Here is a 25,088-nt window from a genome sequence, read left to right on the forward strand (position 1 = left end):
GCCGTCAGCCGAGGACAAGCCAGAGGCCCGCTGCGACGAGCGCCACGGTCCAGATCAGGTCGAGATTGATCCAGGCGCTGCGCAGGATCGCGAGCCCGACCCATTCGTAGACGACGATCGCAAGCGAAGCCGTGACCGAGAGCATGGCGAGGGTATGCAGGCCCACGCCGGCAAGAGCGGGCCCGATCGGCCCAGCCGCCGAAGCGGCGGTGCCGCCGGGAAAGCAGAGCGGCATCAGTGCGGGCCACAGCATCAGGCCGGCGCCGTGTGCCGTCGCCATTGCGAACGACCACACGCCGAGACCGAGCAGGCCGGTCTGCAGGCCCACCCGCACGCGATGATGTGACCCGTAGCGCCAGTGATAGACGGCCCATGCGATCAGTATCGCGCCGGCAACGACGCCGAGCGCGCGCCCGTCGATCGGCATGCCAACAGACACGACCGCCGCCGCGACCAGCGCGATCGACAGCGCGTGTCCGGCGGCGATCGGCAGCAGCGAGAGCCAGACGACGCGACGCTCGTTGCGATGCAGCCCGAGCGCGACGGCGAACAGCCATCCCATGGCCGGATTGAGACCGTGGAAGGCGCCCAGCCCCGCCACGACGATCCAGGGCCAAGGGTCGCTCATGGCCGAGGAGCCCTTGTCCCGGCCGTGTCGTCCCGAACGAAGTGGGCGATCTTTGGCGGCGTTCGATCAAGGATCCTCCGCTGCGCTCGGGATGACACCGGAGGTGCGGTAGCGGCTCCCATCAGCGGGGCGTGCGTCAAGGATAGCAGAAGGAATCGGACGAACAGTCGCCGCCTTCGAGCCGAACCTGGTGCGGCCGATGCGACTTGGGCCATTCGACGAAGAACCGCGAATCGAAGGTGATGCCGCCGGCCGGTTCGGCATCGAGCTTCACCATCCAGCCGTCGATGCCGTCGGGATAGAATTGCTGGTCGATCGCGCCATAAAGCGAATTGGTGAAGTAGACGCGCCGGCCGTCGCGACTGATCTCGACCATCTGCGGCCCGCCGTTCAGCGGGCCCGTGCCCGAGGGATGGGCGGCGCGGGCGACGATGCCGCCGATCCGCACCTTGCCCGTCAGCCTGGGATTGAACGGGTCGGAAACGTCGTACTGGCGCAGATCGCCGGTCCCCCAGCATGCGACGTACAGGAACCGGTCGTCCATCGACAGATCGATGTCGGTCACCAGCGGCGGGCAGGCCTTGAAGCCCTTCAGGACCGGCGGCAACTGGTCCTCGTGCGCCGGCTCGGCCGGGATCTCGACCACCTTCCTGACCGCCCACTTCCCGCCATCGCGATACCAGGTCCAGATCGACGACGACAGGTCCTCGAGGCTCAGGACGCAGTTGACGAAGCCGTACGCCTTCGTTGGATTGTGCGCCGGCCTGAGCTCGAAGACGAGCTGTTGCTTGTCGCCGAAATCGATGGTCTGCACGTGCTTGCGCCCGTGCAAGTCCCAGAAATGCAGGCGCCGCCCGTACTTCGCGCCGAGCAGGATTTCCGGATTCAACCCGTTCTCGAAGGTATCGGGCGTCCCCCATTCGCTGGTCACCATCGTGTCGTGACCGAGATGCCACCACGCATCGTAGGCGAGCTGCTGCGGCCCGCGGTCCATCTCCCACTGGCCGCGCACATCGAAGTTCTCGTGGTCCATCAGGAAGACGCCGCCCGGCGCCTTTCCTTCGCGATTGCCGAGCGCCGCGACATAGATGCCTTCGGGGCCGCAATGCACGGTATGGGGCCGCGTATAGCCTGCCCGTTCCGCGACCTCGGCCGGCTCGACGACCTTGACGATGGCGGGCTTGCGCGGATCGGGCTTGGTGTCGAGCACGTGGATGCGTGACGACCTGAGGCCCGGCACGATCAGGTAGCGCCGCTCGCTGTGGGGATGCGGCGCATTCGGGCAGAGACAGGACGAGCACGCATTCCAGCCGAAATGATGCAGTTCATCCCCGAGATTGGGCATGGCAGCGCTGCCCACGATCGTCGAGTAGCCCGGGGAGCCGGGATCGACGTCGACGACGGCGATTGCATCCGGCTGTGCGCGCTGCGGATCGAAGGCGGCCACGTAGGCCAGCGTTTCCGCCGGCGCCTTCATCGCCATGCGCGGTGAAGGATAGAAACTGGGGTCGGGTGTCCATGTCGCCATAACGCACCTCCCTCTTCGTGCAACTCGGAAGATGGTGTCGTCCCGAGCGACGCTCGGGGTCTCTGGCGATGCCGAATGAACGTCCCTGTCTTCGGCTTCGCTCAAAGCAGACGCCGTACACGGGATGACGCTGTTTCCGGAACTCGGTCCGCGCCGATACTATCACGGGCGGGCGGCAAAAACTCTCCTTCTAGAGCTTCTTCCTCAGGAAGAACTTCTTGTGGCCCGTCGGATAGTCGTCCAGCGTGCCGAACACCTCGTAGCCGCGCTTCTCGTAGAAGGGGCGTGCCTGGAAGGAATGGGTGTCGAGGGTCGCGGTATGGCAATGTCGCTCCCGCGCATAGGCTTCGGCGGCATCCATCAGGCGCGTTCCATTGTCCCGGCCGCGGACCGCCTCGTCGACCCAGACGAACGAGATGTGCAGACAGCCGCCCCAGACCATGCCGAGCAGCCCACCCATGACCTCGCCGCGCTCGGTCTTGAGATAGAAGTTGACGGGATAGTAGGCCGACACGCCCGTAGCGGCGAAGTTGTGGTAGATCACGCCGTTGCGGACGCGCTCGGCATCGGCGCCGTTCTCCGCCTGATCGAACACCAGCTCGAGCTCTTGCATATCAGCGCATCTCCGCCCGTTGCCGAACGAGCGCGAGGATCGAACGGCCGATCGGCATGTCGACGCCGACCCATCCCGCCATCTCGACCACGGCCCCCAGCAGCGCCTCGATCTCGAGCGGTCGGCCGCGCTCGAGGTCCTGCAGCATCGAGGTCTTGTGCGCGCCGACCTCGGCCCCGCCGGCCAGCCGCTTGTCGACGTCGATCGCGAACCTGACGCCGAGCTTCTCGGCCACGGCCTGCCCTTCGATCATCAACGCCCGGCAGACGGCATGCGTGCCGGGATCGGCCAGCACCTTGTCGAGCGTGGCGCCGGTGAGCGCGCTCACCGGGTTGAACGCCATGTTGCCCCAGAGCTTGACCCAGAGCTCGTCGCGGATGCGTGGTCGCACCGGCGCCTTGAGGCCGGCCTTGATCAGGAGCTCCGAGAGCTTGCCGGCCCGCGCGCTGCGGCTGCCGTCGGGCTCGCCCAGGGTGAAGCGGTCGCCGTAGGTGTGCTCGACCACGCCCGGCTCGACGACGTCGGCCGCCGGATAGACGATGCAGCCCAGCGTCTGCTCGGGCGGCAGGCCGGCCGACACGACGCCTGCTGGATCGACGGCCTCGACGCGTCGCCCCTCCAAGTCGCCGCCGAGCTTGTAGGTGTACCACCAGGGCACGCCGTTGATCGCCGCGACGATGGTCGTGCCGGACCCGATCAGGGGCTCGAGCTGCGCCATTGCCGGGATGAGCGAATGCGCCTTGAGGGTCAGCACGAGATAGTCCTGCGGGCCGACGTCCCTGGGGTCGGTCTCGACCCGGGGCTTCGTGACTGTCTTCCGGCCGTCGCTCAGCAGCACGAGTCCCCTGGCGCGCATCGCCTCGTAGTGCGGGCCGCGCGCCACGACCGTCACCGGCATTCCGGCCATCTCGAGCCTGGCGGCCATCAGCCCGCCGATTGCGCCTGCGCCGAAGACGCAGATCGAGGTCACGCGCCTGCTCTCACGCCGATGCCTCGCCAAGGCCGAGCTTGGCGGCAAGCCCGATGCGCTGCAGCTTGCCCGTGGCACCCTTGGGGATCTCGGTCACGAACAGGACCTTGCGCGGCACCTTGAAGTCGGCGGCGCGCGCCGCCACGAAGTCGCGCAGCTCGCGCTCCGTGCACTCGCAGCCCGAGCGCAGCACCACGACCGCGCCCACCTCCTCGCCGAGCTTGGCATGCGGGATGGCAAAGGTCAGGCACTGCTCGACCGACGGGTGATCCATCAGGATGACGTCGATCTCGATCGGGCTGATCTTCTCGCCGCCGCGATTGATGATCTCCTTCAGCCGACCGTTGAGGAAAAGATAGCCGTCTTCGTCGAAGTAGCCCTGATCGCCGGTACGGAACCAGCCGTTGGTGAAGGCCTTGGCATTGGCGTCGGGATTGTTGTCGTAACCCGCCGTCACGTTCGGTCCCTGGATCACGACCTCGCCGGTCTGCCCTTGCGGCAGGATGTTGCCGGCCTCGTCCATGATCGAGATCTTCGGCCCGGCCGGCAGGCCGACGGCGCCCGCCTTGCGCTTGCCGGGTGGCAGCGCGTTGGAGGCCATCTGGTGGCTTGCCTCCGTCATGCCGTAGGCCTCGATCACCGGGCAGCCGAACGCCGCCTCAAGCTCGGCCATGACCTGCGGCGGCAGCGACGAGGACGAGGACCGGATGAAGCGGAGCTTCGCCGCCTTCGCCACCTCGGCATTGCCGCGCAAGCGGCCCAGGATCGCTTGATGCATGGTCGGCACGGCCGTGTACCAGGTGGGCTTCACCTCCTCGAGCCAGGCGAAGAAGCGGAGCGCATTGAAGCCCGGCGTGCAGGACACCGAAGCGCCGGCCGCAAGCGAGGACAGCGTCGCCGCGATCAGCCCGTGGATATGGAACAGCGGCATGATGTTCATGCAGCGGTCGCTGGGCGTCAGCCGGAGCGTCGCGCCGATATGGCGCGCCGAGGCGGCAAGGTTGGCCGTCGACAGTGGCACGATCTTGGGCCGCGCCGTCGTGCCGGACGTATGCAGCACCAGCGCGATGTCGCCGTTCGAGGAGACGCCCGGCTTGGCCGCCTTCGCCGGCTTCAACGCCGAGACATCGAGCGTGAAGATGCCCGCCGGCGCCTCGTCGGTCGGCACCAGCTCGATGATCGGTACGCCGAGCTTTTCCGCCACGCCGCGCACCGGGCTTTCCAAACCTTTGGGCACGATCACGGCCTTGGGCTTGAGGTCGTCGATATAGAACTGGAACTCCTCGGCACGATAGGCGGGGTTCAACGGCGCCGAGGTCGTGCCGGATGCGACCGACACGAACGAGGTCGCGGCCTCCGGCCCGTTGGGCACGACCATGGCGACGCGGTCGCCGCGGCCGATCCCGACGCCGTTCAGGGTGTCGAGCGTGTCGTCGACGAGCTTCTTCAGCCCGGCGAAGGCAAGCCATGGCCGGCCCGGCGCCCCCACCGCCGGGGCATCGGGTTTGCCGGATGATGTGACGTCGTAGACAGCCTGAACCATGGTCCGTTTCCTCTCACACTCTTTACGCCGCCGCCTTCTTCTCGTCCGCGACGATGCGGTCGTAGGCAGGCAGCGTCAGGAACTCGCAGAACTGCGGCTGCTCGACCAGGTCGATCATGAGCTGGGCGGCATCCTCGTAGCGCGCCCTGCCGTAGGCCTCCTCGCCGATCTGCGCCTTCATCTTGTCGTTCTCCTCGCGCACGATCTGGCGCACGAACTCCCTGGTGATCGGCCGGCCGTCCTCGAGTTTCTGGCTGTGACGCATCCACTGCCAGACCTGCGCGCGGCTGATCTCGGCGGTGGCGGCATCCTCCATCAGATTGAAGAGCGGCACGCAGCCGATGCCGCGCAGCCACGCCTCGAGGTAGCCGATGCCGACGGCCACGTTCTGGCGCAGGCCTGCCTCTGTCTTGGTGCCGTTCGGCACCTGGATCAGGTCGGCGGCACTGACATGCACGTCCTGCCGCTTGCGCGCGATCTGGTTGGCTTCCTTCATGACAGCGTCGAACTCGGCCTTGGCGATCGCGACCAGGCCGGGATGGGCGACCCAGGTACCGTCGTGGCCGTCGCCCGCCTCGCGCTTCTTGTCGGCGCGCACGCGCTCCATCGCGACCTCGTTGGCGGCCGGATCGTTCTTGATCGGGATCTGTGCTGCCATGCCACCCATCGCATGCACCTCGCGGCGATGGCAGGTCTTGATCAGGAGCTGGCTGTAGCAGCGCAGGAAGTGCGAGGTCATCGTCACCTGTCCGCGATCGGGCAGCACCGCCCACGCCTGCTCGCGGAACTTCTTGATGAAGGAGAAGATATAGTCCCAGCGGCCGCAATTGAGGCCGGCGGAGTGGTCCTTGAGCTCCCACAGGATCTCGTCCATCTCGAAGGTGGCGAGGATGGTCTCGATCAGGACCGTCGCCTTGATCGATCTCTGCGGCACGCCGAGCGCATTCTGTGCATGCACGAAGACGTCGTTCCAGAGCCTGGCCTCGAGATGGCTCTCCATCTTGGGCAGGTAGAAGTAGGGGCCCGTGCCGCGCGCCAGCGCCTCCTTGGCGTTATGGAAGAAATAGAGGCCGAAATCGAACAGCGAGCCCGACATCGGCCTGCCGTCGACGGTCATATGCTTTTCGAGGAGATGCCAGCCGCGCGGCCTCACGAACAGCACCGCTGTCTTGTCGTTGAGCTTGTAGGCTTTCTGGCTCTGCGGATCGACATAGTCGATCTGGCGGCGCACCGCGTCCATCAGGTTGAACTGGCCCTCGACCATGTTGGTCCAGGAGGGCGTGCTCGCATCCTCGAAGTCGGCCATGAAGACGTTGGCGCCGCAATTCAGCGCATTGATGATCATCTTGCGGTCGACCGGCCCCGTGATCTCGACGCGCCGGTCCAGAATGTCCTTGGGCAGCGGCGCCACTGTCCAGTCGTTCTCGCGGATCTGGGCGGTGTCCCTCAGGAAATCCGGCTTCTCGCCCGCGTCCAGCCGCTTCTGGCGCTCGACCCGCGCCGCGAGCAACTCCTCGCGGCGGGCATTGAACCGGCGCTGCAGGTCGGCCAGGAAGGCCAGCGCATCCCTCGTCAGCACCCTCTCGAAGCCGGGCTGGATGGCCCCGTCGATCGCGACGCCGCCCGGAAGGTCCAATGCCATGGTCGTTTCCCCTTGAGATTTCACGGAATTGAAGGAGGTGAAGCGCGATTTACCGCCTTGAGGGCCCGCCCGGCAAGGCGCTACGAGAGGGAATGGATGCCGGATTCGTGACCGATTGGCTCAATCTCGTGTTGCGCTGGGCCCACATGATCGTGGGCATCGCCTGGATCGGCGCCTCCTTCTATTTCATCTGGCTCGACAACCATCTGCGTGAGCCTCTCGATCCCGCCGATGCAGCCAAGGGGATTGGCGGCGAGGTCTGGGCCGTCCATGGCGGCGGCTTCTATACCGCGAAGAAGTTCACACTGGCGCCGGAGCGCCTGCCGCCCGAGCTGCACTGGTTCAAATGGGAAGCCTATACGACACTGATCACCGGCTTCCTGCTGCTCTGCCTCGTCTACTACTACGGCGCGCAGGTGGCGCTCATCGATCCCGCGGTGATGGCGCTCGACCCATCCGAGGCAATCGCCATCGGCCTCGCATTTCTGGTGGCCGGCTGGCTGGTCTACGACGCGCTGTGCCGCTCCCCCCTGGGCGACGACGAGGCCGTGCTGGGCGGCCTGCTCGCCCTTCTCTGCATCGTCGCCGCCTGGGTGCTCTGCCACCTCTTTTCCGGCCGCGGCGCCTACATCCATTTCGGTGCCATGCTGGGCGTGATCATGGTGCTGAACGTCTTCTTCGTGATCATTCCCGGCCAGCGCGAGCTGGTGAAGGCGAAGCAGGAGGGCCGCACGCCGGACGCGAAGTTCGGCCTGATGGGCCGGCAGCGCTCGGTGCACAACACCTACTTCACCCTGCCGGTGCTGTTCACCATGGTCAGCGGTCACTATGCCGGCCTCTACGGTCATCCCTGGAACTGGTTGCTGCTGGTGATGATCTCGGCCGCCGGCGCATTGGTCCGCGTCTGGTTCGTGCAGCGTCACAAGGGCAACGCCAATCCGCTGGTGCTGGCTTCGGGCGTCGTCGTGCTGGTGCTGGCCGCGATCGTCGCTCTGCCGCGCCCCGACCCCGCGGTGGCCGGCGGGCCGGTCGCCTTCGTCGAGCTGCAGCCGGTCATCCAGAAGCGCTGCATGCCGTGTCATGCGACCCGACCCACGCAGGACGGGTTCGCCGCGCCGCCCAAGGGCGTGGTGCTGGAGACGCCGGGCGAAATCCGTGCCCGTGCCGCCGCGATCAACCAGCAGGCAGTCGTCGCCAGGGCAATGCCGCCCGGCAATCTCACCAACATCACCGACGCCGAGCGCGGCCTGATTGCGCGATGGTTCAAGTCCGGCGCACAATAGCGGCATGATTCCGCGCACGGGCAATCGGTCCTGGCGTCACCTGTTGACGGCGGCGCTGGCCGGAGCCGCGATCGTCGTCACCTGGAGCCAGCTCGCCCATCGGAGCGAGCATGTCCTGGCGCGCGAGCCGGGCATGTCGACCACGTTGGAGCCGAAGCGCACGAGTTGGGGCACGAGCGTCGGCTTCGTCGATGAGCAGCGGCTCGACGAGCACTACCGGAAGCACGGCGCGGAGTTCGGCCATATCACCAAGCTCGACTACCTTCACCAGGCGCAGCTTCTGCGCGATACCGCCGTCGGCGGGCCGGTGCTGGAAACCGTGCGGCATGACGGCGTCGTCACGCGCTTCGATCGCCAGACCGGCGCCTTCGTCGCCTTCAATCGCGACGGCACGATCCGCACCTTCTTCAAGCCCAACGACGGCGAGCGCTACTATCGCCGACAGGCGGAACGCGGCGAATGATTGCGATGGCGCCCCCGCCTCCCGGTCCGCCCGATGTCGAGGAGCTGCGCGATCTGATCGATCAATGGTCGACCCTCGGCGCCGATCTCGAGCGCAAGGAATACACGTTCGATCTCGACAACTGGCGCAACGACGTCGACGTGCGTCAGCTCATTCTCGAGGCGCTCCCGATGTTCAGTCGCGAAGAGCTCGGCGATCACGCCCTGAAGCTCGACGACGCCGACAAGGTCTTCATGGCCGCCACGCGCCCTTTCCGCCGCTGCGTCTGGGGCGCGGGAACGGCCAAGAGGGAGAAATGGACCCCGCAAGCCAACTGGTGGTACTTCCGCACGCCGATCCGGTCCAACGCGCAGCTCGAGGACGAGCTGGCGACGGTGCGGTAGGGTCTTTGGACCGCGGGCTTCGAGCCCGCTCATGAGGCGCGCTGGAAGCGCGCGGTCCGGATGAGCATGAGATGACGAATCGGAAAATCCTCGTCGAACGCAACGGCCCTGTCACCACCATCATCATCAACCGCCCGACTGTCCGGAACGCGCTCGACAATGAAGCAGCGCACGCGCTCGCCGACGCACTGAGGGCATTCGAAGCCGACGGTAACGCGCGCGTCGCGATCCTGACGGGGGCGGGCGGCGCCTTCTGTGCCGGCGCCGACCTCAAGGAGCTGGGCAGCGGCACCGATTACTTCCCCTGGGCCGGCAGCGACGAAGGTCCCCTGCGCGCGCCGCTCTCCAAGCCGGTGATCGCCGCCGTCGAGGGCCATGCCTGCGCCGGCGGCCTGGGTGTCGCGCTGTTCTGCGACATCCGGATCGTCGACGACACGGCGACGTTCGGCGTCTTCTCGCGCCGCTGGGGCGTGCCGATGAGCGATGGCACCACCGTCCGGCTGCCGCGGATCGTGGGCCAGGGCCGCGCTCTCGACATGCTGCTGACCGGCCGCGCGGTCGGCGCCGACGAAGCGATCGCGATCGGGCTGGCCACGCGCAAGGTCGCGCGCGGCACGACGCGCGCCGCGGCGGAGAAGCTCGCGGCCGAGATCGCGGCCTTTCCGCCCATCGCCATGACATCGGATCGACAGTCGGCCTATGAAAGCTTCGACCGTGCCCAGGCGGCCGCCATCCGGCGCGAGATGGAACTGTCGCTCGCGGCGCGACGGATGGAATCGCAAAAGGGTGCGGCCCGTTTCGCAGGTGGCGAGGGCCGGCACGGCAGCTTCGAGAGGAAATGAATGCGAGCGTTGGTATGTCATGCGTACGGATCGATCGAAAGTCTCAAGATCGAGGAGGTCCCCGCGCCCGAGCCGAAGGCGGGCGAGATCCTGATCCGCGTCGGAGCGGCAGGCGTGAGCTTCGCCGTCATGCTCGGCGTCGAGGGCAAGCATCAGAACAAGCCGACGCTTCCCTACATTCCGGGCAACGAGTTGGCCGGCCACGTCGCGGCCCTCGGACCGGGCGTCGATCACCTGAGGGTCGGCGACCGTGTCGCGACCGGCGTGCCCCAGGGCGGCTTCGCCGAATATGCCGTCGCGACCGCGGCCAACGCGGCGCTGCTTCCCGACCGCCTGCCCTATGCCGAGGCGACGAATTTCCCGACGCTCTATCCCACCGCCTATGGCGCACTGAAGTGGAAGGCGAACCTGCAGCCGGGCGAGGTGCTGCTGGTGCACGGCGCGGGCGGCGGCTCGGGCCTTACCGCCGTCGAGGTCGGCAAGGCGATGGGCGCCACGGTGATCGCTTCGGCCGGCGGCGCCGACAAGCTGGCAGCGGCCAAGGAGGCCGGCGCCGACCACCTGATCGACTATCGCACGGAAGATCTGCGCGCGACGGTCCTGGAGCTGACCGATGGGCGCGGCGCCGACGTGATCTACGATCCGGTCGGCGGGTCGGCCTTCGACCTGTCGCTGCGCTGCGTGGCGCCGGAGGGCCGCATCATCCCGATGGGCTTCGCGTCCGGCACCGTCCCGCAGATCCCGGCCAACATCCTTCTGGTCAAGAACGTGACCGTGATCGGCTTCTACTATGGCTATTGGACCGGCTGGGGCGGCAAGAAAGCGCCCGGTCCGAACGACATGGCCGGCCTCGAACGGCGCCGCGCGATGGTGGCCGCAGCGCAGGGCGAGCTGATGCGCTGGTTCAGCGAGGGCAGGCTCAGGGCCACGGTCGCCGCGACCTTCGACCTCGCCGACTGGGTGAAGGCATTCCGGCTGATCCAGGAACGGACGGTCGTCGGCAAGGCGGTGCTCGTTCCCTGAATCGCAGGATCAGATGTCGCCGAAGTCGCCGCCTCTTCCCTTGCCCGCCGCGAAGCGGGCGGCGCCTTTGCGCGCCTCGGCCTCGAGCGTGGGCCCACCCAATCGACCTTCATTGGCGAGCGCCTCGCGCAGCTCCAATCCCCATTGTTCGTAGGACGAGCGGCGGTCGGAGCGCAGGCAAAGCTGCGGGAACCTGGCGAGCTGCCCGGCGAGCCTCCTGGCCTCGGCCAGGGCTTTGCCTGCCGGCGCCAGGCGATTGGCGAGTCCCCAGTCGAACGCCTCGCGGGCGCCTACCTCGCGGCCGGTCAGGATCATGTCGAGGGCCCGGCTCTGGCCGATCAACCGTGGCAGGCGCACCGTGCCGCCATCGATCAGAGGCACGCCCCAGCGACGACAGAAGACGCCGAACTTCGCCGTCTCCGAGGCCACGCGCAGATCGCACCACAAGGCGAGCTCCAGGCCACCCGCCACCGCATAACCCTCGACCGCGGCGATCACCGGCTTGGAGAGGAGATGGCGTGTCGGGCCCATCGGACCCGGCCCCTCGGCATGATGCGGGGCACTCCCCGTGCGTGTCGCCGCGACCTTCAGATCGTAGCCGGCGCAGAAAGTGCCGCCGCGACCGGTCAGGATCGCGACCGACTGACTCTCGTCGCCATCGAAGGCAAGGAAGGCCTCGCGCAGCAGGATGGCCGTCTCCGGATCCACGGCGTTGCGCGCCTCGGCGAAGCGGTCGATCGACACGACCGTAATCGACCCTTCCTTCTCGACCGCGACCTTTGTCATCTCAACGGCCCTGCATCATGCGGAGCGGGGTGTAGACCAGGACAGTCTTGCCGTTCTGGTTCCTGACGTCGTTGGTGGTGCGCACGAGGGCGCGCGTCGGGTCTTTCGAGGTGGGCTTGATCTCCGTCACCTCGATCTCGACATGGATGGTATCGCCGACATAGGTCGGGCCCTTGATGTCGAAACCCATCGACAGGAACGCAAGCCCGGTGCCCTGCAAGGTGGTCGGGATCACCAGACCTTCGGCCATGGAGTAGACCAGCGCCCCGGGAACGGGATGCCCGCCGCGCATGGGTGCGTGCTGCTCTATGTATTGCTTGTTGGTGAACAGCTCCTCGGAAAAGCCGCAAAGCGTCACGAAATTCAACAGGTCGGCCTCGAACAGCGTGCGGCCGAAGGTGACGAAGCGGTCGCCGATCTTGAGGTCGCGCCAGTTCCAGCCTTCACCCAATTGGTTCATGGCCGGCCTCAATGCGCATGGGCGTCGGGCTTGGCCCCTTCCCGCAGCACGTATATTCGGCTGCAATAGGGACATTCGACCCGCCCCTGCCTGCCGAGGTTGAGATAGACTTTGGGATGCCCCAGGGGGCCGCCACCGCCGTCGCAGGCAACGCGGTCCGTGTCGACGGTGATGGTTTCGAAAGGCTCGGTCACTCACTCTCTCCTGTTGCGTCGGCGCATGATAGCCGCGGCTTTGGCTCCGGTCATGCTGGCGGCCTGCGCGCCGCTCGTCGTCCCGGCCGGCAGGCGCGAGGGCCCGCCCCGGCTCACCGACGACCGTTATGTCGCAGCGGACGGCACGGCGCTACCGCTCGCCTCCTGGCCCGCGGCAAACGGCGCCGCTCCGCGGGCGATCATCCTTGGCCTGCACGGCTTCGGCGACTATCGCAACGCCTTCGAGGAGCCGGCCGAGATCTGGTCGGCGGCCGGGATCGCCACCTACGCCTACGACCAGCGCGGCTTCGGCGCGAGCCCGACCCGCGACCGCTGGCCCGGCACCGACACGCTGGTGGGCGATGCCAAGGCGGTCGCGGCGCTGCTGCGTGCGCGCCATCCCGAGGTGCCACTCTACATTGCGGGCGAGAGCATGGGCGGCGCGGTGGCGCTGGTCGCGGCCGACCGTGGCGTCGCCGCCGACGGCCTGATCCTGCTCGCCCCCGCCGTGCGCTCGCGCAAGTCGCTCGGTCAGCTCGTCACGGCCGGCGTCTGGTTCTTCACCCACACCATTCCCTGGTTGCCGCTCGGCCCGACCTCGATCGATTTCCACCCCACCGACAATCCCAAGACCCTCGAGAAGCTCAGGAAGGATCCGCTGATGCTGCGCAATCCGCGCATCGACATGGGCGCGGGCCTGCTCGACCTGATGGACGCGGCCTGTGCCGCGGCCGAGAACGTGCAGATGCCCTATATCCTGCTGCACGGGCTGGGCGACCGTATCGTGCCGGCCGACCCGGTGCGCGACGTGATCGAGCTGATGCCGCGCCGGCCCGATTCGAAGCTCGCCTTCTACAAGCACGGCTATCACCTGCTGCTGCGCGACAAGGAGGGCCCGAAAGTGTCGGCCGACATCGTGGCCTGGGTCGAGGACCACGAGGCGCCGCTCCCCTCGGGTGCCGATGCCAACGACGTGCAGCCCAAGATGGCGGCGCTTTGGGGCTCGCGCCGCCCTCGTCAGCCGGTGCCGGCAACGGCGACCACCAATATCAGCCGCGGTCAATAGCCCGTGCCTCGACGACTGCCGTCGACTCGATCTCGACCAGAAGCCCCGGAACGGCGAGCGCGCTGACGGCCACCAGGGTCGAGCTGACGGCCGAGCCCCTGAGCGCCTTGGCAAGCGCCTTCGAGACGGCGCCCATGTCGCGGATGTCGGTGACAAAGATGGTGAGCCGCGTGAGATCCCGCAGCCGTGCGCCGGCCGACTTCAGCGCCGCCTCGATCTTGCGCATGGTGATCAGCGTCTGCTCGGCCGCATTCTTGCCCTGCACGCGGCCGCGACGGTCGAGCGACGTGGTGCCCGACACGAACACGAACGGCCCGCTCTTGACCGTGCGGACATAGAAGCCGACCACTTCCGTGCCGTCCCGAAACAGTTGCTTGGCCATCGATCGCTCTCCCGGTTCATGGCTCGAAATCGGGCCGACTGTCGCCCGAAAGCCTGGGATCGCCAAGCCGCCCGCATTGCGGGGACGACCTCCCTCCGCTATGGTCCGCCGCATCGTGGACCCGTAGCTCAGCTGGATAGAGCGCTGCCCTCCGAAGGCAGAGGTCGTGAGTTCGAATCTCGCCGGGTCCGCCAATTATTTCAAATAGTTAGGAGATAGGCAGCTTCCGCGCGAAGTGTCTGGGGACACTCTGGGGACACATCTGCGTGAATTTCGAACGCGCGTAGGGGGGGGGGGCGCTCGATCAGCTCGCCGAATAGTTCACTGTTGAGGCTGCGGCCGGAACGTCAATCGGGGCTGGTGCGTTTGCATCCTACCAGGCCACGCAAGCTTCGCGCTGACCGCCTGAGACATCCAAGGGCAGCCCGCTGGCATCCGCCGGCGGGCTGTTCTGCTTCGGAAATCAAAGGCTGGCAGACGGCGGGGGCCCCGCGGCACCCGGCTCGACTGCCGCGGCGCCACAGAGAGCCACCGCGGCAGGAGCCGCCGACGCACCCCAATTAGCGACGCGGGGAAAAGCAGGATGGGGAGCCTAGTGGCGTGGTGGTGGATCGTCCAGCACCGCTACGCCAAGAGCCGAGACAAAGCTGTGGCGCGGCACATCACTGCACGACGCCATGGCTAATCGCGAGCTTTGGAATCGCCCACGAGCGATCCAATAAGGCGCAACAGCTCCTGCTTCTCCGGACCTTGGCCGCTCCGGCTAAGAAAGGCGCCGATGTCGATATCGGAAATCTTGCCGCCCGAGGCGAGATTAGGTTCATGTCTGACGAATACGCACGCAACCGCCGGATCGTGGGCGAGACACCAACGGTCACCATTCGCGCTCCGGTAAAGCTCTCTGGTCTGAATGCTCATCGGATTGCTCCCTGTGCCGAGCGTCAAGCTCCTGCCAAAACTGGTGCCGTTGTTGGCTCAGGAAACGCCAGCGTTCGAGACTAGGTTGCTGCCCTCACCTCACGGCTACAAGCGTCCCATCAGCAGGAGGATAACCACGATGATCAGGATCAGGCCCACACCGCCGCTGGGGTAGTATCCCCAGCCGCTGCTATATGGCCATGTCGGAAGCGCTCCGAGCAGCACCAGGATAAGTATGATCAGAAGGATGGTCCCAAGCATTTTGATCTCCCGTCATCGCGACCATCCTTGGATGGCGTTACTGCGACAACGGTAATGCTGGCTGCAAGTTCCTGATTTATGTTCGATGACGAACAGTAGTGAGTGCAAATGCTAATCGTTCAGCATCCCTGCGGCTCACAGAGCGTTCCATTGAACATTGTTCAGCAAATCGTCAGGTAGCATGTGCCCTCAAAGAACGTCGCCGGGTTCGGCGGAGGAGCTGTCCGATGCCTTGGGCGATGCCGAACGCTTCCGGCTGCTTGTCAGTGCCGTCAGGGACTATGCGATCTATATGCTGGATCCTGCCGGCTACATTGTGAGCTGGAATGCCGGGGCCGAACGCTTCAAGGGCTACAGGGCCGAGGAAGTGATCGGGCGCCATTTTTCCCTATTCTATACGCCCGAGGATCAGGAGCGCGGAATACCGGCCCTCGCCCTCGAAACAGCCCGCACCTCTGGCAAATTCGAGACCGAGGGCTGGCGCATGCGCAAGGATGGTGGCCGCTTCTGGGCCCATGTGGTGATTGACCCGATTACCGGCCCGGCTGGCAACTTGGTTGGCTTCGCCAAAATCACCCGGGACCTGACCGAACGCCGCGATGCCCAGGAAAAATTGGAGAAGGCCAGGGAGGCTCTATTCCAGTCACAGAAGATGGAAGCGATCGGCCAGTTTACCGGCGGCGTCGCGCACGACTTCAACAACCTGCTTGCCGTGGTGCTGGGCGGCCTGGAACTGGTGCAACGTAGGATTGGTGAGGACGATCCCCAACTCCACCGGTTGCTCGACAATATCAGACAAGCCGCCCAGCGCGGCGCCAATCTCACGCAGAGGATGCTGGCTTTCGCCCGCCGGCAGGAACTCAAGCCGGAGCTGATCGACATCTGCGCCCAGGTTCGGGGCATGGTGGACCTTCTGGATCGATCATTGGGCCCCGATATCACCTTGGCAACGCGCTTCCCGAGAAAAGCGGTGCCGGTGCTGATCGATCCGACCCAGCTCGAGATGGCTGTGCTGAACCTTGCCGTGAATGGGCGAGATGCGATGCCGGGTGGAGGAACTGTCACCATCGAAGTGGCCACCGAGACACTGGACGACAGCAATAGCCACGGTTTGAGCGCCGGAAGCTATGCCCTCCTGTCGGTGATCGATCACGGCATGGGCATGGATGAGGACACGGTGCGACATGCGATCGAGCCATTCTTCTCTACCAAGGGCATCGGCAAGGGAACCGGTCTGGGCCTCTCCATGGTGCACGGGCTGGCCGAGCAGTCGGGCGGCCGGCTCGTGCTGCGCAGCACACCGGGCAAGGGAACGAGAGCAATCCTGCTTTTGCCCCTGCAATCGGCCATCGTGACCGAAGGCCCGGAGCAGGTAGCCGCAGAGGCATCAGCGTCGCCGCCGCTGAATCTGCTCGTCGTCGATGATGACGCCCTTGTCTTGATGAGTACCGCGGCCATGCTCGAAGAAGCAGGCCATTCGGTCACCACGGCCTATTCAGGACAGGAAGCGCTCAAGGTCATCAGCCAGTCCAAGCCATTTGATGTGTTGGTTACCGATCAGGGGATGCCGAGCATGACCGGGCAACAACTGATCCAGCGCGTGCGCGCCCAGTTCCCCCAAATGGCGGTCATTCTGGCGACGGGCTACGCCGAGACACCGCCCGGCTTGGCAGCGGACGTGATCCGGCTGGGTAAACCTTTCCTGCAAGAGCAGTTGTTGCGGGCGGTGCGAGCGGCGAAGGAAGGATTCCGTGCCGAACCTCTTCAGGGTGACTGCTGACAATTGGTAGCGCAACCAAGGGCATTGAGTCCCGGGCGAGTGCTGGGCGTGTGTGCCCAATAGCAGGGCTTGCGGGCGGCCCCGGCCACTCGCTCCGTTGGCGGCTGTCCACTCCAATGTTTCCAACTGGTCGTACAAGGCTTCCAGGGAATTCAGGATACTCTCGGTAACCTGTTCCCTTAGTGCGATTGTTTTGCACGCCTCGCCTGCCAGATCCAGCGCTCGGCATCACCCATGTCGCTGAAGATGCCCAAAGGCCGCTTGCCGAGCATGAGTTGCATGATGAGCGGCCGGTGCGAGGTGATGCTGTCTCTAGTTGCTATGACCGCGCAAGGCCCGAATCGGGAAAGAGTTGCAAACCCGCTGACCATCCCGGCATAGACGGGCACATCGCTCTCGCTCATCCCTGTGAAGCCGCGCTGCGCGTCGAACAACTTGGGATAGGCGAGAGCGTTTTTGGAAGCCAAGGCGTGAAGGAACGCCTCCAGATCCGAGAGCGACACCGCCCCCTCCGCCTGCATGCTCACTAGGCGCTGGCGCCGCGAAATATTCCAGTGAAGAGGCATATCCCGGCCATCATATCGGCCGGCCTACCTTTCGCCCAAGCAACGAAAAGGCATACCTGACCCTATGGAGGCGAGCGAAATGCCTTCCTTGCGTGCTTGCCTTCGCGCTGGCGCTGCTGCCACCAATCGGCGACCGAGCTGGCACTATGGCCGCAAGCGAATATGACGGCCACCATCAGCGCACCTTGCAGGAGCCAATTCATTGCGCGCTTGCCCTCCTTGAATTGAAACGGCGCGAGAAGCAGGTGCGTTGCGCGCTATCTCATTCGTCTCACTGTCATTCAGGGCAACCGCTTGCGGCCAACTGCGGACACAGTCGCCTTGTCGATCGAGCAATGGAATTCGCTGGCCCAGCCCGGATGTTTGTTGGCCTCCTGTGCCGAAAGGGCATCGATCAGGACGGAGGCATCGCCGGCCCGCTCAAATGCGCAGAAAAGCACGGTTTCTGAGCCTGTCTCTTCAGAACTGAGCGCAAAGTCACCTTCTGGCTGCAAACGCTCGATCAGGAGCTTCATGAGTGCGGCCAGATCCTCGCAAACACTTGCCGGAGCATGCGCGACGACCAGATGCAGGTCGTGCCGCCGCTTGGTGAAAGCCGGCCAGGCGAATTGGGCCATGGCCTCGACAACGCGCGCGCTTCGATAAAGGCTCCCATTTGATGCAGATTATCTGCGAGCCTGGCGCTCCTAGGCGAACGTCGCATTCTGTATCCAGCATTTGCGCATAAGCTGGGACTGCCTTGTCCATGGACATGGAAGAACGGGCGGTCGCTGATGCCAACGACCGCCCGGCGTAAGCTACCAGTAGGTTGGCGCCCCGTAGTATCGATCGACCGTCCGGCCAAAGTCCGGCGTCCATTCGAAATTTTCGTAGTCGTCGAGTGTCGGCGCTTGTTCGAGCTTTTGCCGGTCGAGATTGACGACAAAGCCTTGCTTACCCTCGTCATAGGTGAGGGCGGACCATGGTAGGGGGTGTTGCTTCTCGCCCATACCCAGGAAACCGCCGAAAGACATGACGGCATAGATCACTCGGCCGCTCTTCTTGTCGAGCATCAGGTCATCGACCTCTCCCAGCTTCTCACCGGCCATGTTGTAGACATTAGTGCCATTCACCATCTCGGCCCCGATCAGCGAGCCATTGGTGATTTTGGTGACATCAGCCATAGCTGCCTCCGTTGTTGGTGTGTCCGCGATTGAACGGTCTCGCGTGGGCCAACAACGCGCCGCTCCGGTTGCCAGTTCCGGACCGAGCCTCGCGCTGCCTGCAAAAAGGGCCGGGACGCGCGCTTGCACCCATTGCCTGATCATCTCCGTCCGAACTTGTGCCGGTCCGCCGGTGGCACGAACTCGCTTGCACGGCCAGGCTGGCGGTCAGCGCCCAATATTCGCGCGTGGGCCTTGGGGTGCCGTTCCGGCTGCTCGCGAACGTCCTCGCGATAGTCGTCCATTCCCGTCTCGGTATGCGGGTGGGTGACGGTGTGCTCGGCGACGCCGCCGCAGACGGAGCAACTGAAGCTCACGGTGCGATAGTCGCGGTCGAGATAGCCGGGAGGCAAGCGGAGCGGCGCGAACCGGCGGCAGGAGTCGCAGCGCAGCCACATCGAACCGAAAGTCTTGCGAAGCGCGCGAAACGTATAGGGAGCGGCAGGCCAGGGACCGACCATGCGCCCCACCTAGCGGGTCCAACCAGCCGAAAGGCCAAATGCATTTGACACGCCGAACACTCCCAAAGTGCTCGACCGGGTTTCCCACGCCCTCTGTCTCCGCGCAGACCTTGTAGCGCCCTTGTCCAGGGACAGCCAGATCCTTTGGCTCTTTCCTTTCTGCCCGCGGAAGTTGTTGGCAGTTGCAGCGGACGAGTGCCAGCGCCGAGCAAGACGATTGCACTTCCCTCTCGCACGACAACAGCGCATCATGGGTCATCGCTGGCCGAGGGAATGGGGCGCCAGCGCCTGAGAGACAGCGCCGGCGATCAATCGGTCACAGCACTCCCGCCTGACAAATCATGGGAGTGCTTATGGCATCGTTCAACAATCCGAAAGCCGGACAGGACCCCGGACGCCTCGACGGACTAAACATCCTGGTTGCAGAGGACGATTTCGTCATTGCGGAGTACGTGCGCACGGTCATCGAATGGGCCGGCGGCAGCGCGATCGGACCCGCAGCGATGGTCGCGAACGCCCGCACCTTGGCGATGACCGAGCCACTGGATGGTGCCGTCCTCGACATCCAGCTACGTGATGGCGATGCGGTACCGATAATGGATCTGCTCGACAGCCGCGGAGTGCCGTTTGTCGTTCTGACCGGCCACGCTCACACTGTCTTGCCGAACCGTTTCCATCACGCGCCATACCTTGCCAAGCCCTTCGAGGAAGCCGAACTCATTCGCCGCCTGGCAGAGGCGCTGGAATACGGACGGGCCCCGCTACCCGCATGGCGCCACATGACATCACGTGCAAGGGGGAATTGCTGACCATAGTAGGGCATAGCAACCCCCCATATTGGTCGTCGGCGGGCGCGCGCCTGGCTTTAGTGAGTTCCAAAAGGTTGGACGCACGCCACTTTCGGGCGGAACCGTTAGTCAGGAAAGGGCGGCGAATCCGGCGACTTCAGGACAAGACGCTCCGACACCGCGTCGGTGTCGCCATCCAGGAAGGCGCAGGCAAGCGCTGACAGCATGGCATCCCAACTGTCGAACTCGACATGGTTCCCGAACTGGCCCGCATACTCGGCCGGGAGGTCCAGTCTCCAAGTCTCAACCCTCCGGGCCTGACCCGGCGAATAATCCTGAACCCCAAGCACCCTGACCGGTGATCCGCTGGAGAGCGGCGTGAACTCGTAGACCACGTTCGCAATCATCATCGTCGTGCCTCCCACAGGCAGGATGATGCGACGGCCCGTCTGGCCAGCGCGGCACCGATGGGCCGCTTTCCCCTACCCAGAGGAACCGCCGTCAGCAAGCCCGCATCTGGCCCCGAATCGGGCTATGGCGCAAGCGGCATCCGGCGTGCGTCTATCGAAGCCCACCTCATACTGGCTGGTTTCGCGTTTGGTTGTGACCATTGCTACTTGCTCGATCATTGACCTTGCATCATAGGCCGCGCATCCGGTCAAATTCTTCCTGGCGGGGGCCGGGAGGTTGATGTGATGTTAGGGAAGGGAAAGAAGGCGTCGGCCAAAAAGAAGGCGGCGCCGTCAAATGTAGTTGTGCCGTTTCCACGCCCGAAGCCGGATCCTGAACCAGGGCCAAGCGAGCCACCATTTCAGGTGTTCAAGTTCCGCTTCAGAAGCGGGTTCATCGGAGAGCTGGTGCTGCCGACCAAAGAGTACAGTCGACTGTGGTACAGGGTGCAGGAGCCCGACGGTTTCGACCACTTTATCGTTTTCGACAGCGAGAAGCGCCGATTCGCATTGAACGTCCGGCATCTGGTCGCAAGTCAGTTTGACTGGATTGGCGAGGACGGCCTGCAAGGCAAAGCCATCCGGGAGGACGAAGATGTCGGGGAGTTCTATTTTTCGGACTCCAAAAAGCCTTTACGCTTGGAAGTCGAACCCGACGAGATGACACTAGAGGAGTTCGACGACGCAGCGGAGGACGACAATGACCTCTGCCAGATTGCCAACTTCTTCTTTTGGCTCGACTCGGCCCATGAAGGCTCTGACTACGCCGAGCGGCTGCGCATTTCTGATGGCTCTATCATCTGGTTCCGCTTGCAGGACCTATCGTTCGTCTCGGTTCCCCTTTGGTGGTTCTCCGACCATCTCGAGCCTGAGGAAGAGCACGCCAAGTGAAAGGCCCCGACACCGCAAGTCGGGGCCTTCCTTGTCGAGCTGGTGGCAGGCTACGACGCCACCGGCTCACGCTTCCGAGGCTGCGGCCAGCGCCGGAAGGCGATCAGCCACAGAATCACAATCATTCCCAGCGGTGCCGCCGATAGCAGCGTCCACCACCGCGACAGGCCTATCCGCTTGAGCAGTGCCCATGCCGGAATAGCCGTCAGGACAACGACAGTGGCGTAGGGCAGGAGATTGGCCGTCATGCGTCCGCCCAGCCGCCGCGCTTCACGACGCCGAACATGGTCGCGGCGCGACTGATGCTGTCGTCTGCGGACGCAAGCGCCTGCCGGACGGCGTGACCCATGGTTGCCAGCCGTCGCCAATCGCCGGGAGGCTGTTCTGTGCCTTCGCACGCCTGCGCTTGTCGGTTGGCCGTCTCGATCAGCACGCTTAGCAGGTCGTAAACATCCGATGTTCCGGCCGCCGCGTCGGCGAGATAGCGTTCGACGATCGGCCCCCATAGCTTCATCGACTTCCCGGGCGTTGCTCGCTTGACGCCATCGCGGCGCATTTTCCTGCGGGTCATTGTCCATCCTCCGTCTTGGCATTGCTCCTGCTGTCACTGGCGGCGCTTCCCTTCCGGGCAAGTTCGGCAAGCGCTGCAACGCGCTTCATGGTCTTGCCGCTGGAGGCCTCGATCTCCTCCCCGACCTTGCGAAGCAAGCCCGTCAGGTAGACGACATGGCCCCACTTGTCCTTGGCGCCCGGCGACAGCAGTTCCGGGAACTGCGTGGCGTCGTCGCTGACCAACTCGAGGAGAGCGGCCAGCCGGACGACTTCGATGCCGCACGTTTCGAGGTCGTCGCAGTCGCCCTCGATGTCGTCCATCTCCTTGGCCCAATCGGGTGCCGTCTGCATGGTGGTCATTGTGCGGCCTCCTCCTGGCGCATCGGGAAGCGGTTGGTGACGCGGTAGCGGACGATCCATTCGTTCCGCTTTATCGGGCATGTGCCTCGGAAGCCGGGCAGCGCGGTCACGAAGTGGCGACGGCCAACGCTGTCAATCCGCATGAGATGGCGGCCGCCGGTGAAGCGGCCCTCAAGGATGTAGTCACCTTTGGTGACAGGACCCTCGACGGGGGCGAGCGCCAACAGATCGCCGGGACGGTAGCCCTTCCACGGCTTGGAGCCATCGAAGGTGAAAGCCGGATCGATATTGAACGTGCCTCCGGTCACGCGGGCGGTAACGAAAGGCTGGATGCGGTCAAGCACCTTCTGCTGTAGCGCCTTCGGCAAAGCACCCGGCCAGCAGCCGACGATTTCGACAAACTGCCTGAAGTCGCTTGGGCATCGGAGCGGCACGTCCAGCAGGATCAGGAGCGCCGCGCGCATCACCAGCCGATTGGCCCGCCGCCATTCGCCATAGGTGTGGCAGCCCGCGCATTCCCACGTCACTAGATGGTCGTCTGGGAAGCTTCCGGCCCACCCGGGTCTATGGGGCCGGGCAGAGTGCACCGCGTACTCGCGTAGGCGGTTGATGCGCTCGGGCGGTAGGTCCAGGCCAACAATGTGCTTGCGGACGAGTGCGAGGCCCTTTTCCCCGTCGCCATACCTCGCGATGACACTCAGGGCATAGGCTGCGACGGCCCGTTGACGGGTGAACGCAAGCGACGACATCTGCGTGCCGTCAGCGTCGCGACGGATCCTGGTGTCCTCGTCATCGGTGTAGCTGTCGAAAATCATGGCGGCGCCTCCCTAAGCCAGAGAAGCGCGCGCGGCGCGGTAGGCCTTGGCGGCCCGGATGAAGCCCTTGAGCAAGTACCGGTAGCGGGCGAGCCAGCGGGCCTTCTCCTCCCCGCTCATGCGGCTCATGCGCTCCCACGGGCCGCGCGCGTCGCCCTCGTGGACATGCACATGGCTCAGCCAGTTCAGGGCGACGGCCGCCTTCGTCTCGTGCGGCAGGAAATAGCCGTCGATCCAGGCGGTATCCCGATGCTCGCAATAGAGCATGTCGGCGCCAAGCCGGGCGGTGACGGCCGCCACATCGTTCCGGGCGTGCCTGACCTCTGCGGTGCAGATGGTGGCCGCCCAACGGCGGAAGGGAATGCCCGCCAGCTCATGCGAGGGCAAGGCGGTACGTCGAGACACAATGATGCTATGGATATCGGTAGCCATGATCCGGTTCCTCCTAAGGGTGTCCGGGTTGCGGTTAGAGCCTTGGGGAAGCTGCAACTTCCCTTTGGCTCGCTTTTCTGATATCAGCAATTCATGGCTCGGTCAATATCTGATATCAAAAAATCACCGCGGCGAGGCAGGCCCCCAAAGCCTGGGGGTGTTGATCCCGGTATCTTCACGAGATTGCCAACAGACACGCTCGCGGCCGTGGATGCCTACGCCGAGAAGGCCGGCATCAGTCGCAGCGACGCGGTGCGGCAGTTGATCGAGGCCAGCCTCAAGAAGGTTAAGGGTCGTGGCTGAGACCGCTCGAAAGTCTTCATTGCTAAACTGGCGCCGTGGCTTGGTGCGCCTCTGGGCGATGGTATCTATTCTCTGGATCATCAAACAAATTGTGGAAATTGCCCCGCTTGTTGACGGCAGGAATTGGACCTGTCTTTTCCGAGCTTGCCGCGCAGGCGGTGGAATCATGGGCTTCAACTACTTGCCCGCGATGTACACCTTTGGGCCGCCCGTTGCCCTACTCATCTTGGGCTTAGCAGCGGGATGGATACTCAAAGGCTTTCGCCAATGAACTGGGTGCGCGGACTGTTTCGGTCCTGGGCGGTCATATCGCTGCTGTGGATACTGGTCGCCGGCGCGATCCAGTGGACGAATCTTACAGGGTACCGAACCTACGACGTAGCTGGGGCAAGCAAGGCAGGATACTCTGCTGAGGAGATCAATTCGTATCTCTGGAGCCGGCAGTTGCACGCAGCGACATGGATAGCTGCCCCGCCCATCGGCCTTCTTTTGCTCGGCTTAATGGCAACGTGGGCGATCCGGGGTTTTCGCCAATGAATTGAGGGTCCCGGGCTATTCTGGCTGTCGCTGTTGGATGCGCCTTAGACCCTTTGATCGTCTTCTCGTATCGACTTCAGTGTAAAAGTCTCGCGCACAAGCTCGCCTTCCTTCAGGACCTGCCTGATTGCGAATCTTCCGGTGGCTGTTTTGTTGGCCCATTGAGTCGCAAGCTGAGCGGCGTCGAAGGCTGATAGAGCGCGATCGATCTTCCCTCTGATCACACCCCGCAGTCCCTCGCACCTGAACTCGAACATGTGCGCTTCGGGTAGAACTCCCGCAAGCTGCCCCACTATGTCCTCGTCCTTATCAAGGATAGTCGTAGTCGTCGCGCGTTTCGCCGCACGAGCCACAGCATCATTGTCGAATGGTCTATCCGTCTCGCCCGCCACAAGGCGGAGTGTCGCCCCTTCTTGACTTAGATAGGAAAAGAATTCGCGCGCCTGAGAGAGGATCCGCTCATCAACGTTCTCAATGGCAGTCTCGAACTTCTGTTCGTCAGCTTCAGCAAACGCTGAAAGCAACTCAGTTACCTGATCAAGCGCTGATTTTAGAGAGCTATCAAATAGCTGATCCTGTGGCCGCAACTCTTCTAACAAGAATCCGAACGAACCTCTGAGCACGTCTGTAACATGCAAGCGAGTGGCTGCCTTGTTTGGCAGGGGACCACGTTGGGCAAGTCCAGTGGCGCTATCTTGAACGAACTGCTTTGCAACGAGGTCCTGTATCATGCCAACCGCGCGCCCTCCGAACTCACTCTCAATTCCGAGAGAGCCCACCACCGGCCTGCCTCCGAAAAAGACAGCCGCCTGGGCGTGTTGGTCTTCCTCAGGGGGCAGTGCAGCAAGCTCTGCCTCGATTTCGGCCTTCCGGTCCTGAAGGCTCATCCGAATGACTGCGTCTTCGTCTGTGAGCCGGCCCAGCATTCCTTGCACGGCGGCTAGATCAGCCGCTGCATGGTCCCGCT

General features: G+C 64.5%; 33 protein-coding genes and 1 tRNA gene. 11 read left to right on the forward strand and 23 right to left on the reverse strand.

What is annotated here, in order from left to right; genetic code table 11:
- Window positions 1-4: 4 nt before the first annotated feature.
- The 6 genes from OJF58_RS04790 to aceB all read right to left on the reverse strand — a co-directional run bounded on the left by OJF58_RS04790 (window position 5) and on the right by aceB (window position 6,924).
- On the reverse strand, window positions 5-628 hold the full coding sequence (locus OJF58_RS04790) for a hypothetical protein (RefSeq protein WP_300782057.1): 624 nt from the start codon (window positions 626-628) through the stop codon (window positions 5-7).
- A 136-nt stretch (window positions 629-764) separates the two neighbouring features.
- Entirely contained in the window at window positions 765-2,156 is a 1,392-nt protein-coding gene (locus tag OJF58_RS04795; protein WP_300782060.1) for a selenium-binding family protein, read from the reverse strand.
- A 190-nt stretch (window positions 2,157-2,346) separates the two neighbouring features.
- A complete protein-coding gene (locus tag OJF58_RS04800; protein WP_300782062.1) occupies window positions 2,347-2,769 on the reverse strand; it encodes a GNAT family N-acetyltransferase in 423 nt (140 codons plus the stop codon).
- Between the two features lies 1 nt (window position 2,770).
- Complete coding sequence (locus OJF58_RS04805; protein WP_300782065.1) at window positions 2,771-3,739, reverse strand: 2-dehydropantoate 2-reductase; 969 nt, start codon at window positions 3,737-3,739, stop codon at window positions 2,771-2,773.
- A gap of 10 nt (window positions 3,740-3,749) precedes the next feature.
- Window positions 3,750-5,282, reverse strand: a complete 1,533-nt coding sequence (locus OJF58_RS04810; protein ID WP_300782068.1) for an acyl--CoA ligase — start codon at window positions 5,280-5,282, stop codon at window positions 3,750-3,752.
- Window positions 5,283-5,304: 22 nt separating this feature from the next.
- The gene (gene aceB, locus OJF58_RS04815) at window positions 5,305-6,924 is read right to left on the reverse strand and encodes a malate synthase A (protein ID WP_300782070.1); all 1,620 of its coding nucleotides are present in this window, start codon (window positions 6,922-6,924) and stop codon (window positions 5,305-5,307) included.
- Window positions 6,925-7,016: 92 nt separating this feature from the next.
- Between aceB and OJF58_RS04820 the strand changes: the two genes are divergently transcribed.
- From OJF58_RS04820 to OJF58_RS04840, 5 genes are all read left to right on the forward strand, one after another.
- On the forward strand, window positions 7,017-8,207 hold the full coding sequence (locus OJF58_RS04820; protein WP_300782072.1) for a urate hydroxylase PuuD: 1,191 nt from the start codon (window positions 7,017-7,019) through the stop codon (window positions 8,205-8,207).
- 4 nt (window positions 8,208-8,211) lie between these two features.
- Window positions 8,212-8,670 (forward strand): hypothetical protein, encoded by a 459-nt coding sequence (locus tag OJF58_RS04825; RefSeq protein WP_300782074.1) that lies wholly within the window; start codon window positions 8,212-8,214, stop codon window positions 8,668-8,670.
- 5 nt (window positions 8,671-8,675) lie between these two features.
- Window positions 8,676-9,053: a hypothetical protein gene (locus OJF58_RS04830; protein ID WP_300782076.1), complete on the forward strand. Its 378-nt coding sequence runs from the start codon at window positions 8,676-8,678 to the stop codon at window positions 9,051-9,053.
- A gap of 71 nt (window positions 9,054-9,124) precedes the next feature.
- A complete protein-coding gene (locus OJF58_RS04835) occupies window positions 9,125-9,895 on the forward strand; it encodes a crotonase/enoyl-CoA hydratase family protein (protein ID WP_300782079.1) in 771 nt (256 codons plus the stop codon).
- The gene (locus tag OJF58_RS04840) at window positions 9,896-10,918 is read left to right on the forward strand and encodes an NADPH:quinone oxidoreductase family protein (protein WP_300782082.1); all 1,023 of its coding nucleotides are present in this window, start codon (window positions 9,896-9,898) and stop codon (window positions 10,916-10,918) included.
- Between the two features lie 9 nt (window positions 10,919-10,927).
- Here the strand turns inward: OJF58_RS04840 and OJF58_RS04845 are convergent, their stop codons facing one another.
- From OJF58_RS04845 to OJF58_RS04855, 3 genes are read right to left on the reverse strand one after another with little or no spacing between them, the layout of a single operon-like run.
- The gene (locus tag OJF58_RS04845) at window positions 10,928-11,704 is read right to left on the reverse strand and encodes a crotonase/enoyl-CoA hydratase family protein (RefSeq protein WP_300782085.1); all 777 of its coding nucleotides are present in this window, start codon (window positions 11,702-11,704) and stop codon (window positions 10,928-10,930) included.
- 1 nt (window position 11,705) lies between these two features.
- Window positions 11,706-12,164, reverse strand: coding sequence for an acyl dehydratase (locus OJF58_RS04850; protein ID WP_300782087.1), 459 nt, complete (start codon window positions 12,162-12,164; stop codon window positions 11,706-11,708).
- Window positions 12,165-12,172: 8 nt separating this feature from the next.
- Complete coding sequence (locus OJF58_RS04855; protein ID WP_300782090.1) at window positions 12,173-12,358, reverse strand: zinc-finger domain-containing protein; 186 nt, start codon at window positions 12,356-12,358, stop codon at window positions 12,173-12,175.
- A 52-nt stretch (window positions 12,359-12,410) separates the two neighbouring features.
- Here OJF58_RS04855 and OJF58_RS04860 point away from each other — a divergent pair, with 52 nt between their 5' ends.
- A complete protein-coding gene (locus OJF58_RS04860; RefSeq protein ID WP_300782092.1) occupies window positions 12,411-13,424 on the forward strand; it encodes an alpha/beta hydrolase in 1,014 nt (337 codons plus the stop codon).
- Here OJF58_RS04860 and OJF58_RS04865 read toward each other — a convergent pair.
- Window positions 13,408-13,806 carry a Rid family hydrolase gene (locus tag OJF58_RS04865; protein ID WP_300782095.1) on the reverse strand — a complete coding sequence of 133 codons (399 nt, stop codon included), beginning with the start codon at window positions 13,804-13,806 and terminating at the stop codon, window positions 13,408-13,410. The two genes, OJF58_RS04860 and OJF58_RS04865, sit on opposite strands and share 17 nt — an antisense overlap.
- Before the next feature lie 117 nt (window positions 13,807-13,923).
- On the opposite strand from OJF58_RS04865, the gene OJF58_RS04870 reads away from it, so the two are divergent.
- Window positions 13,924-14,000, forward strand: a tRNA-Arg gene (locus OJF58_RS04870).
- Between the two features lie 487 nt (window positions 14,001-14,487).
- On the opposite strand, the gene OJF58_RS04875 is transcribed toward OJF58_RS04870, so the two are convergent.
- Window positions 14,488-14,724 (reverse strand): hypothetical protein, encoded by a 237-nt coding sequence (locus OJF58_RS04875; RefSeq protein WP_300782098.1) that lies wholly within the window; start codon window positions 14,722-14,724, stop codon window positions 14,488-14,490.
- A gap of 105 nt (window positions 14,725-14,829) precedes the next feature.
- Window positions 14,830-14,985, reverse strand: a complete 156-nt coding sequence (locus OJF58_RS04880; protein WP_300782099.1) for a DUF3309 family protein — start codon at window positions 14,983-14,985, stop codon at window positions 14,830-14,832.
- Between the two features lie 232 nt (window positions 14,986-15,217).
- On the opposite strand from OJF58_RS04880, the gene OJF58_RS04885 reads away from it, so the two are divergent.
- Window positions 15,218-16,765 (forward strand): PAS domain-containing sensor histidine kinase, encoded by a 1,548-nt coding sequence (locus tag OJF58_RS04885; RefSeq protein ID WP_300782101.1) that lies wholly within the window; start codon window positions 15,218-15,220, stop codon window positions 16,763-16,765.
- A gap of 179 nt (window positions 16,766-16,944) precedes the next feature.
- On the opposite strand, the gene OJF58_RS04890 is transcribed toward OJF58_RS04885, so the two are convergent.
- The 4 genes from OJF58_RS04890 to OJF58_RS04905 form a co-directional block, all read right to left on the reverse strand.
- Complete coding sequence (locus OJF58_RS04890) at window positions 16,945-17,268, reverse strand: hypothetical protein (RefSeq protein WP_300782104.1); 324 nt, start codon at window positions 17,266-17,268, stop codon at window positions 16,945-16,947.
- Window positions 17,269-17,612: 344 nt separating this feature from the next.
- The gene (locus OJF58_RS04895; protein WP_300782106.1) at window positions 17,613-17,948 is read right to left on the reverse strand and encodes a hypothetical protein; all 336 of its coding nucleotides are present in this window, start codon (window positions 17,946-17,948) and stop codon (window positions 17,613-17,615) included.
- A 180-nt stretch (window positions 17,949-18,128) separates the two neighbouring features.
- Window positions 18,129-18,494: a PRC-barrel domain-containing protein gene (locus tag OJF58_RS04900; protein ID WP_300782108.1), complete on the reverse strand. Its 366-nt coding sequence runs from the start codon at window positions 18,492-18,494 to the stop codon at window positions 18,129-18,131.
- Between the two features lie 140 nt (window positions 18,495-18,634).
- Window positions 18,635-18,994 carry a hypothetical protein gene (locus OJF58_RS04905; protein WP_300782109.1) on the reverse strand — a complete coding sequence of 120 codons (360 nt, stop codon included), beginning with the start codon at window positions 18,992-18,994 and terminating at the stop codon, window positions 18,635-18,637.
- Between the two features lie 353 nt (window positions 18,995-19,347).
- Between OJF58_RS04905 and OJF58_RS04910 the strand changes: the two genes are divergently transcribed.
- A complete protein-coding gene (locus OJF58_RS04910) occupies window positions 19,348-19,803 on the forward strand; it encodes a response regulator (RefSeq protein ID WP_300782112.1) in 456 nt (151 codons plus the stop codon).
- Window positions 19,804-19,907: 104 nt separating this feature from the next.
- On the opposite strand, the gene OJF58_RS04915 is transcribed toward OJF58_RS04910, so the two are convergent.
- On the reverse strand, window positions 19,908-20,192 hold the full coding sequence (locus OJF58_RS04915; RefSeq protein WP_300782114.1) for a hypothetical protein: 285 nt from the start codon (window positions 20,190-20,192) through the stop codon (window positions 19,908-19,910).
- A 282-nt stretch (window positions 20,193-20,474) separates the two neighbouring features.
- Between OJF58_RS04915 and OJF58_RS04920 the strand changes: the two genes are divergently transcribed.
- Complete coding sequence (locus OJF58_RS04920; protein ID WP_300782142.1) at window positions 20,475-21,122, forward strand: hypothetical protein; 648 nt, start codon at window positions 20,475-20,477, stop codon at window positions 21,120-21,122.
- 50 nt (window positions 21,123-21,172) lie between these two features.
- Here the strand turns inward: OJF58_RS04920 and OJF58_RS04925 are convergent, their stop codons facing one another.
- From OJF58_RS04925 to OJF58_RS04945, 5 genes are read right to left on the reverse strand one after another with little or no spacing between them, the layout of a single operon-like run.
- Window positions 21,173-21,370 (reverse strand): hypothetical protein, encoded by a 198-nt coding sequence (locus tag OJF58_RS04925; RefSeq protein WP_300782143.1) that lies wholly within the window; start codon window positions 21,368-21,370, stop codon window positions 21,173-21,175.
- Window positions 21,367-21,693, reverse strand: a complete 327-nt coding sequence (locus tag OJF58_RS04930; RefSeq protein ID WP_300782144.1) for a hypothetical protein — start codon at window positions 21,691-21,693, stop codon at window positions 21,367-21,369. Before OJF58_RS04930 ends, OJF58_RS04925 begins: the two co-directional genes overlap by 4 nt.
- Window positions 21,690-22,034: a hypothetical protein gene (locus tag OJF58_RS04935; protein WP_300782147.1), complete on the reverse strand. Its 345-nt coding sequence runs from the start codon at window positions 22,032-22,034 to the stop codon at window positions 21,690-21,692. Before OJF58_RS04935 ends, OJF58_RS04930 begins: the two co-directional genes overlap by 4 nt.
- On the reverse strand, window positions 22,031-22,849 hold the full coding sequence (locus OJF58_RS04940) for a hypothetical protein (RefSeq protein WP_300782149.1): 819 nt from the start codon (window positions 22,847-22,849) through the stop codon (window positions 22,031-22,033). Before OJF58_RS04940 ends, OJF58_RS04935 begins: the two co-directional genes overlap by 4 nt.
- Before the next feature lie 12 nt (window positions 22,850-22,861).
- Complete coding sequence (locus OJF58_RS04945; protein WP_300782151.1) at window positions 22,862-23,281, reverse strand: hypothetical protein; 420 nt, start codon at window positions 23,279-23,281, stop codon at window positions 22,862-22,864.
- A 93-nt stretch (window positions 23,282-23,374) separates the two neighbouring features.
- Between OJF58_RS04945 and OJF58_RS04950 the strand changes: the two genes are divergently transcribed.
- Window positions 23,375-23,584 carry a ribbon-helix-helix domain-containing protein gene (locus OJF58_RS04950; protein WP_300782154.1) on the forward strand — a complete coding sequence of 70 codons (210 nt, stop codon included), beginning with the start codon at window positions 23,375-23,377 and terminating at the stop codon, window positions 23,582-23,584.
- 581 nt (window positions 23,585-24,165) lie between these two features.
- Here OJF58_RS04950 and OJF58_RS04955 read toward each other — a convergent pair.
- Window positions 24,166-25,008 carry a hypothetical protein gene (locus OJF58_RS04955; protein ID WP_300782156.1) on the reverse strand — a complete coding sequence of 281 codons (843 nt, stop codon included), beginning with the start codon at window positions 25,006-25,008 and terminating at the stop codon, window positions 24,166-24,168.
- Window positions 25,009-25,088: the final 80 nt, after the last annotated feature.

Source organism: Enhydrobacter sp., assembly GCF_030246845.1.
Lineage (GTDB): Bacteria > Pseudomonadota > Alphaproteobacteria > Reyranellales > Reyranellaceae > Reyranella.

Coding starts and splice junctions, on each gene's coding strand:
- OJF58_RS04790 (WP_300782057.1), bottom strand. CDS start 628: ATGAGCGACCCTTGGCCCTGGATCGTCGTGGCGGGGCTGGGCGCCTTC.
- OJF58_RS04910 (WP_300782112.1), top strand. CDS start 19,348: ATGGCATCGTTCAACAATCCGAAAGCCGGACAGGACCCCGGACGCCTC.
- OJF58_RS04925 (WP_300782143.1), bottom strand. CDS start 21,370: ATGACGGCCAATCTCCTGCCCTACGCCACTGTCGTTGTCCTGACGGCT.
- OJF58_RS04835 (WP_300782079.1), top strand. CDS start 9,125: ATGACGAATCGGAAAATCCTCGTCGAACGCAACGGCCCTGTCACCACC.
- OJF58_RS04900 (WP_300782108.1), bottom strand. CDS start 18,494: ATGGCTGATGTCACCAAAATCACCAATGGCTCGCTGATCGGGGCCGAG.
- OJF58_RS04825 (WP_300782074.1), top strand. CDS start 8,212: ATGATTCCGCGCACGGGCAATCGGTCCTGGCGTCACCTGTTGACGGCG.
- OJF58_RS04955 (WP_300782156.1), bottom strand. CDS start 25,008: ATGAGCCTTCAGGACCGGAAGGCCGAAATCGAGGCAGAGCTTGCTGCA.
- OJF58_RS04800 (WP_300782062.1), bottom strand. CDS start 2,769: ATGCAAGAGCTCGAGCTGGTGTTCGATCAGGCGGAGAACGGCGCCGAT.
- OJF58_RS04850 (WP_300782087.1), bottom strand. CDS start 12,164: ATGAACCAATTGGGTGAAGGCTGGAACTGGCGCGACCTCAAGATCGGC.
- OJF58_RS04895 (WP_300782106.1), bottom strand. CDS start 17,948: ATGGCCCAATTCGCCTGGCCGGCTTTCACCAAGCGGCGGCACGACCTG.
- OJF58_RS04880 (WP_300782099.1), bottom strand. CDS start 14,985: ATGCTTGGGACCATCCTTCTGATCATACTTATCCTGGTGCTGCTCGGA.
- aceB (WP_300782070.1), bottom strand. CDS start 6,924: ATGGCATTGGACCTTCCGGGCGGCGTCGCGATCGACGGGGCCATCCAG.
- OJF58_RS04905 (WP_300782109.1), bottom strand. CDS start 18,994: ATGGTCGGTCCCTGGCCTGCCGCTCCCTATACGTTTCGCGCGCTTCGC.
- OJF58_RS04830 (WP_300782076.1), top strand. CDS start 8,676: ATGGCGCCCCCGCCTCCCGGTCCGCCCGATGTCGAGGAGCTGCGCGAT.
- OJF58_RS04875 (WP_300782098.1), bottom strand. CDS start 14,724: ATGAGCATTCAGACCAGAGAGCTTTACCGGAGCGCGAATGGTGACCGT.
- OJF58_RS04915 (WP_300782114.1), bottom strand. CDS start 20,192: ATGATGATTGCGAACGTGGTCTACGAGTTCACGCCGCTCTCCAGCGGA.
- OJF58_RS04945 (WP_300782151.1), bottom strand. CDS start 23,281: ATGGCTACCGATATCCATAGCATCATTGTGTCTCGACGTACCGCCTTG.
- OJF58_RS04940 (WP_300782149.1), bottom strand. CDS start 22,849: ATGATTTTCGACAGCTACACCGATGACGAGGACACCAGGATCCGTCGC.
- OJF58_RS04935 (WP_300782147.1), bottom strand. CDS start 22,034: ATGACCACCATGCAGACGGCACCCGATTGGGCCAAGGAGATGGACGAC.
- OJF58_RS04820 (WP_300782072.1), top strand. CDS start 7,017: ATGGATGCCGGATTCGTGACCGATTGGCTCAATCTCGTGTTGCGCTGG.
- OJF58_RS04845 (WP_300782085.1), bottom strand. CDS start 11,704: ATGACAAAGGTCGCGGTCGAGAAGGAAGGGTCGATTACGGTCGTGTCG.
- OJF58_RS04865 (WP_300782095.1), bottom strand. CDS start 13,806: ATGGCCAAGCAACTGTTTCGGGACGGCACGGAAGTGGTCGGCTTCTAT.
- OJF58_RS04950 (WP_300782154.1), top strand. CDS start 23,375: ATGGCTCGGTCAATATCTGATATCAAAAAATCACCGCGGCGAGGCAGG.
- OJF58_RS04840 (WP_300782082.1), top strand. CDS start 9,896: ATGCGAGCGTTGGTATGTCATGCGTACGGATCGATCGAAAGTCTCAAG.
- OJF58_RS04795 (WP_300782060.1), bottom strand. CDS start 2,156: ATGGCGACATGGACACCCGACCCCAGTTTCTATCCTTCACCGCGCATG.
- OJF58_RS04860 (WP_300782092.1), top strand. CDS start 12,411: ATGCTGGCGGCCTGCGCGCCGCTCGTCGTCCCGGCCGGCAGGCGCGAG.
- OJF58_RS04810 (WP_300782068.1), bottom strand. CDS start 5,282: ATGGTTCAGGCTGTCTACGACGTCACATCATCCGGCAAACCCGATGCC.
- OJF58_RS04930 (WP_300782144.1), bottom strand. CDS start 21,693: ATGACCCGCAGGAAAATGCGCCGCGATGGCGTCAAGCGAGCAACGCCC.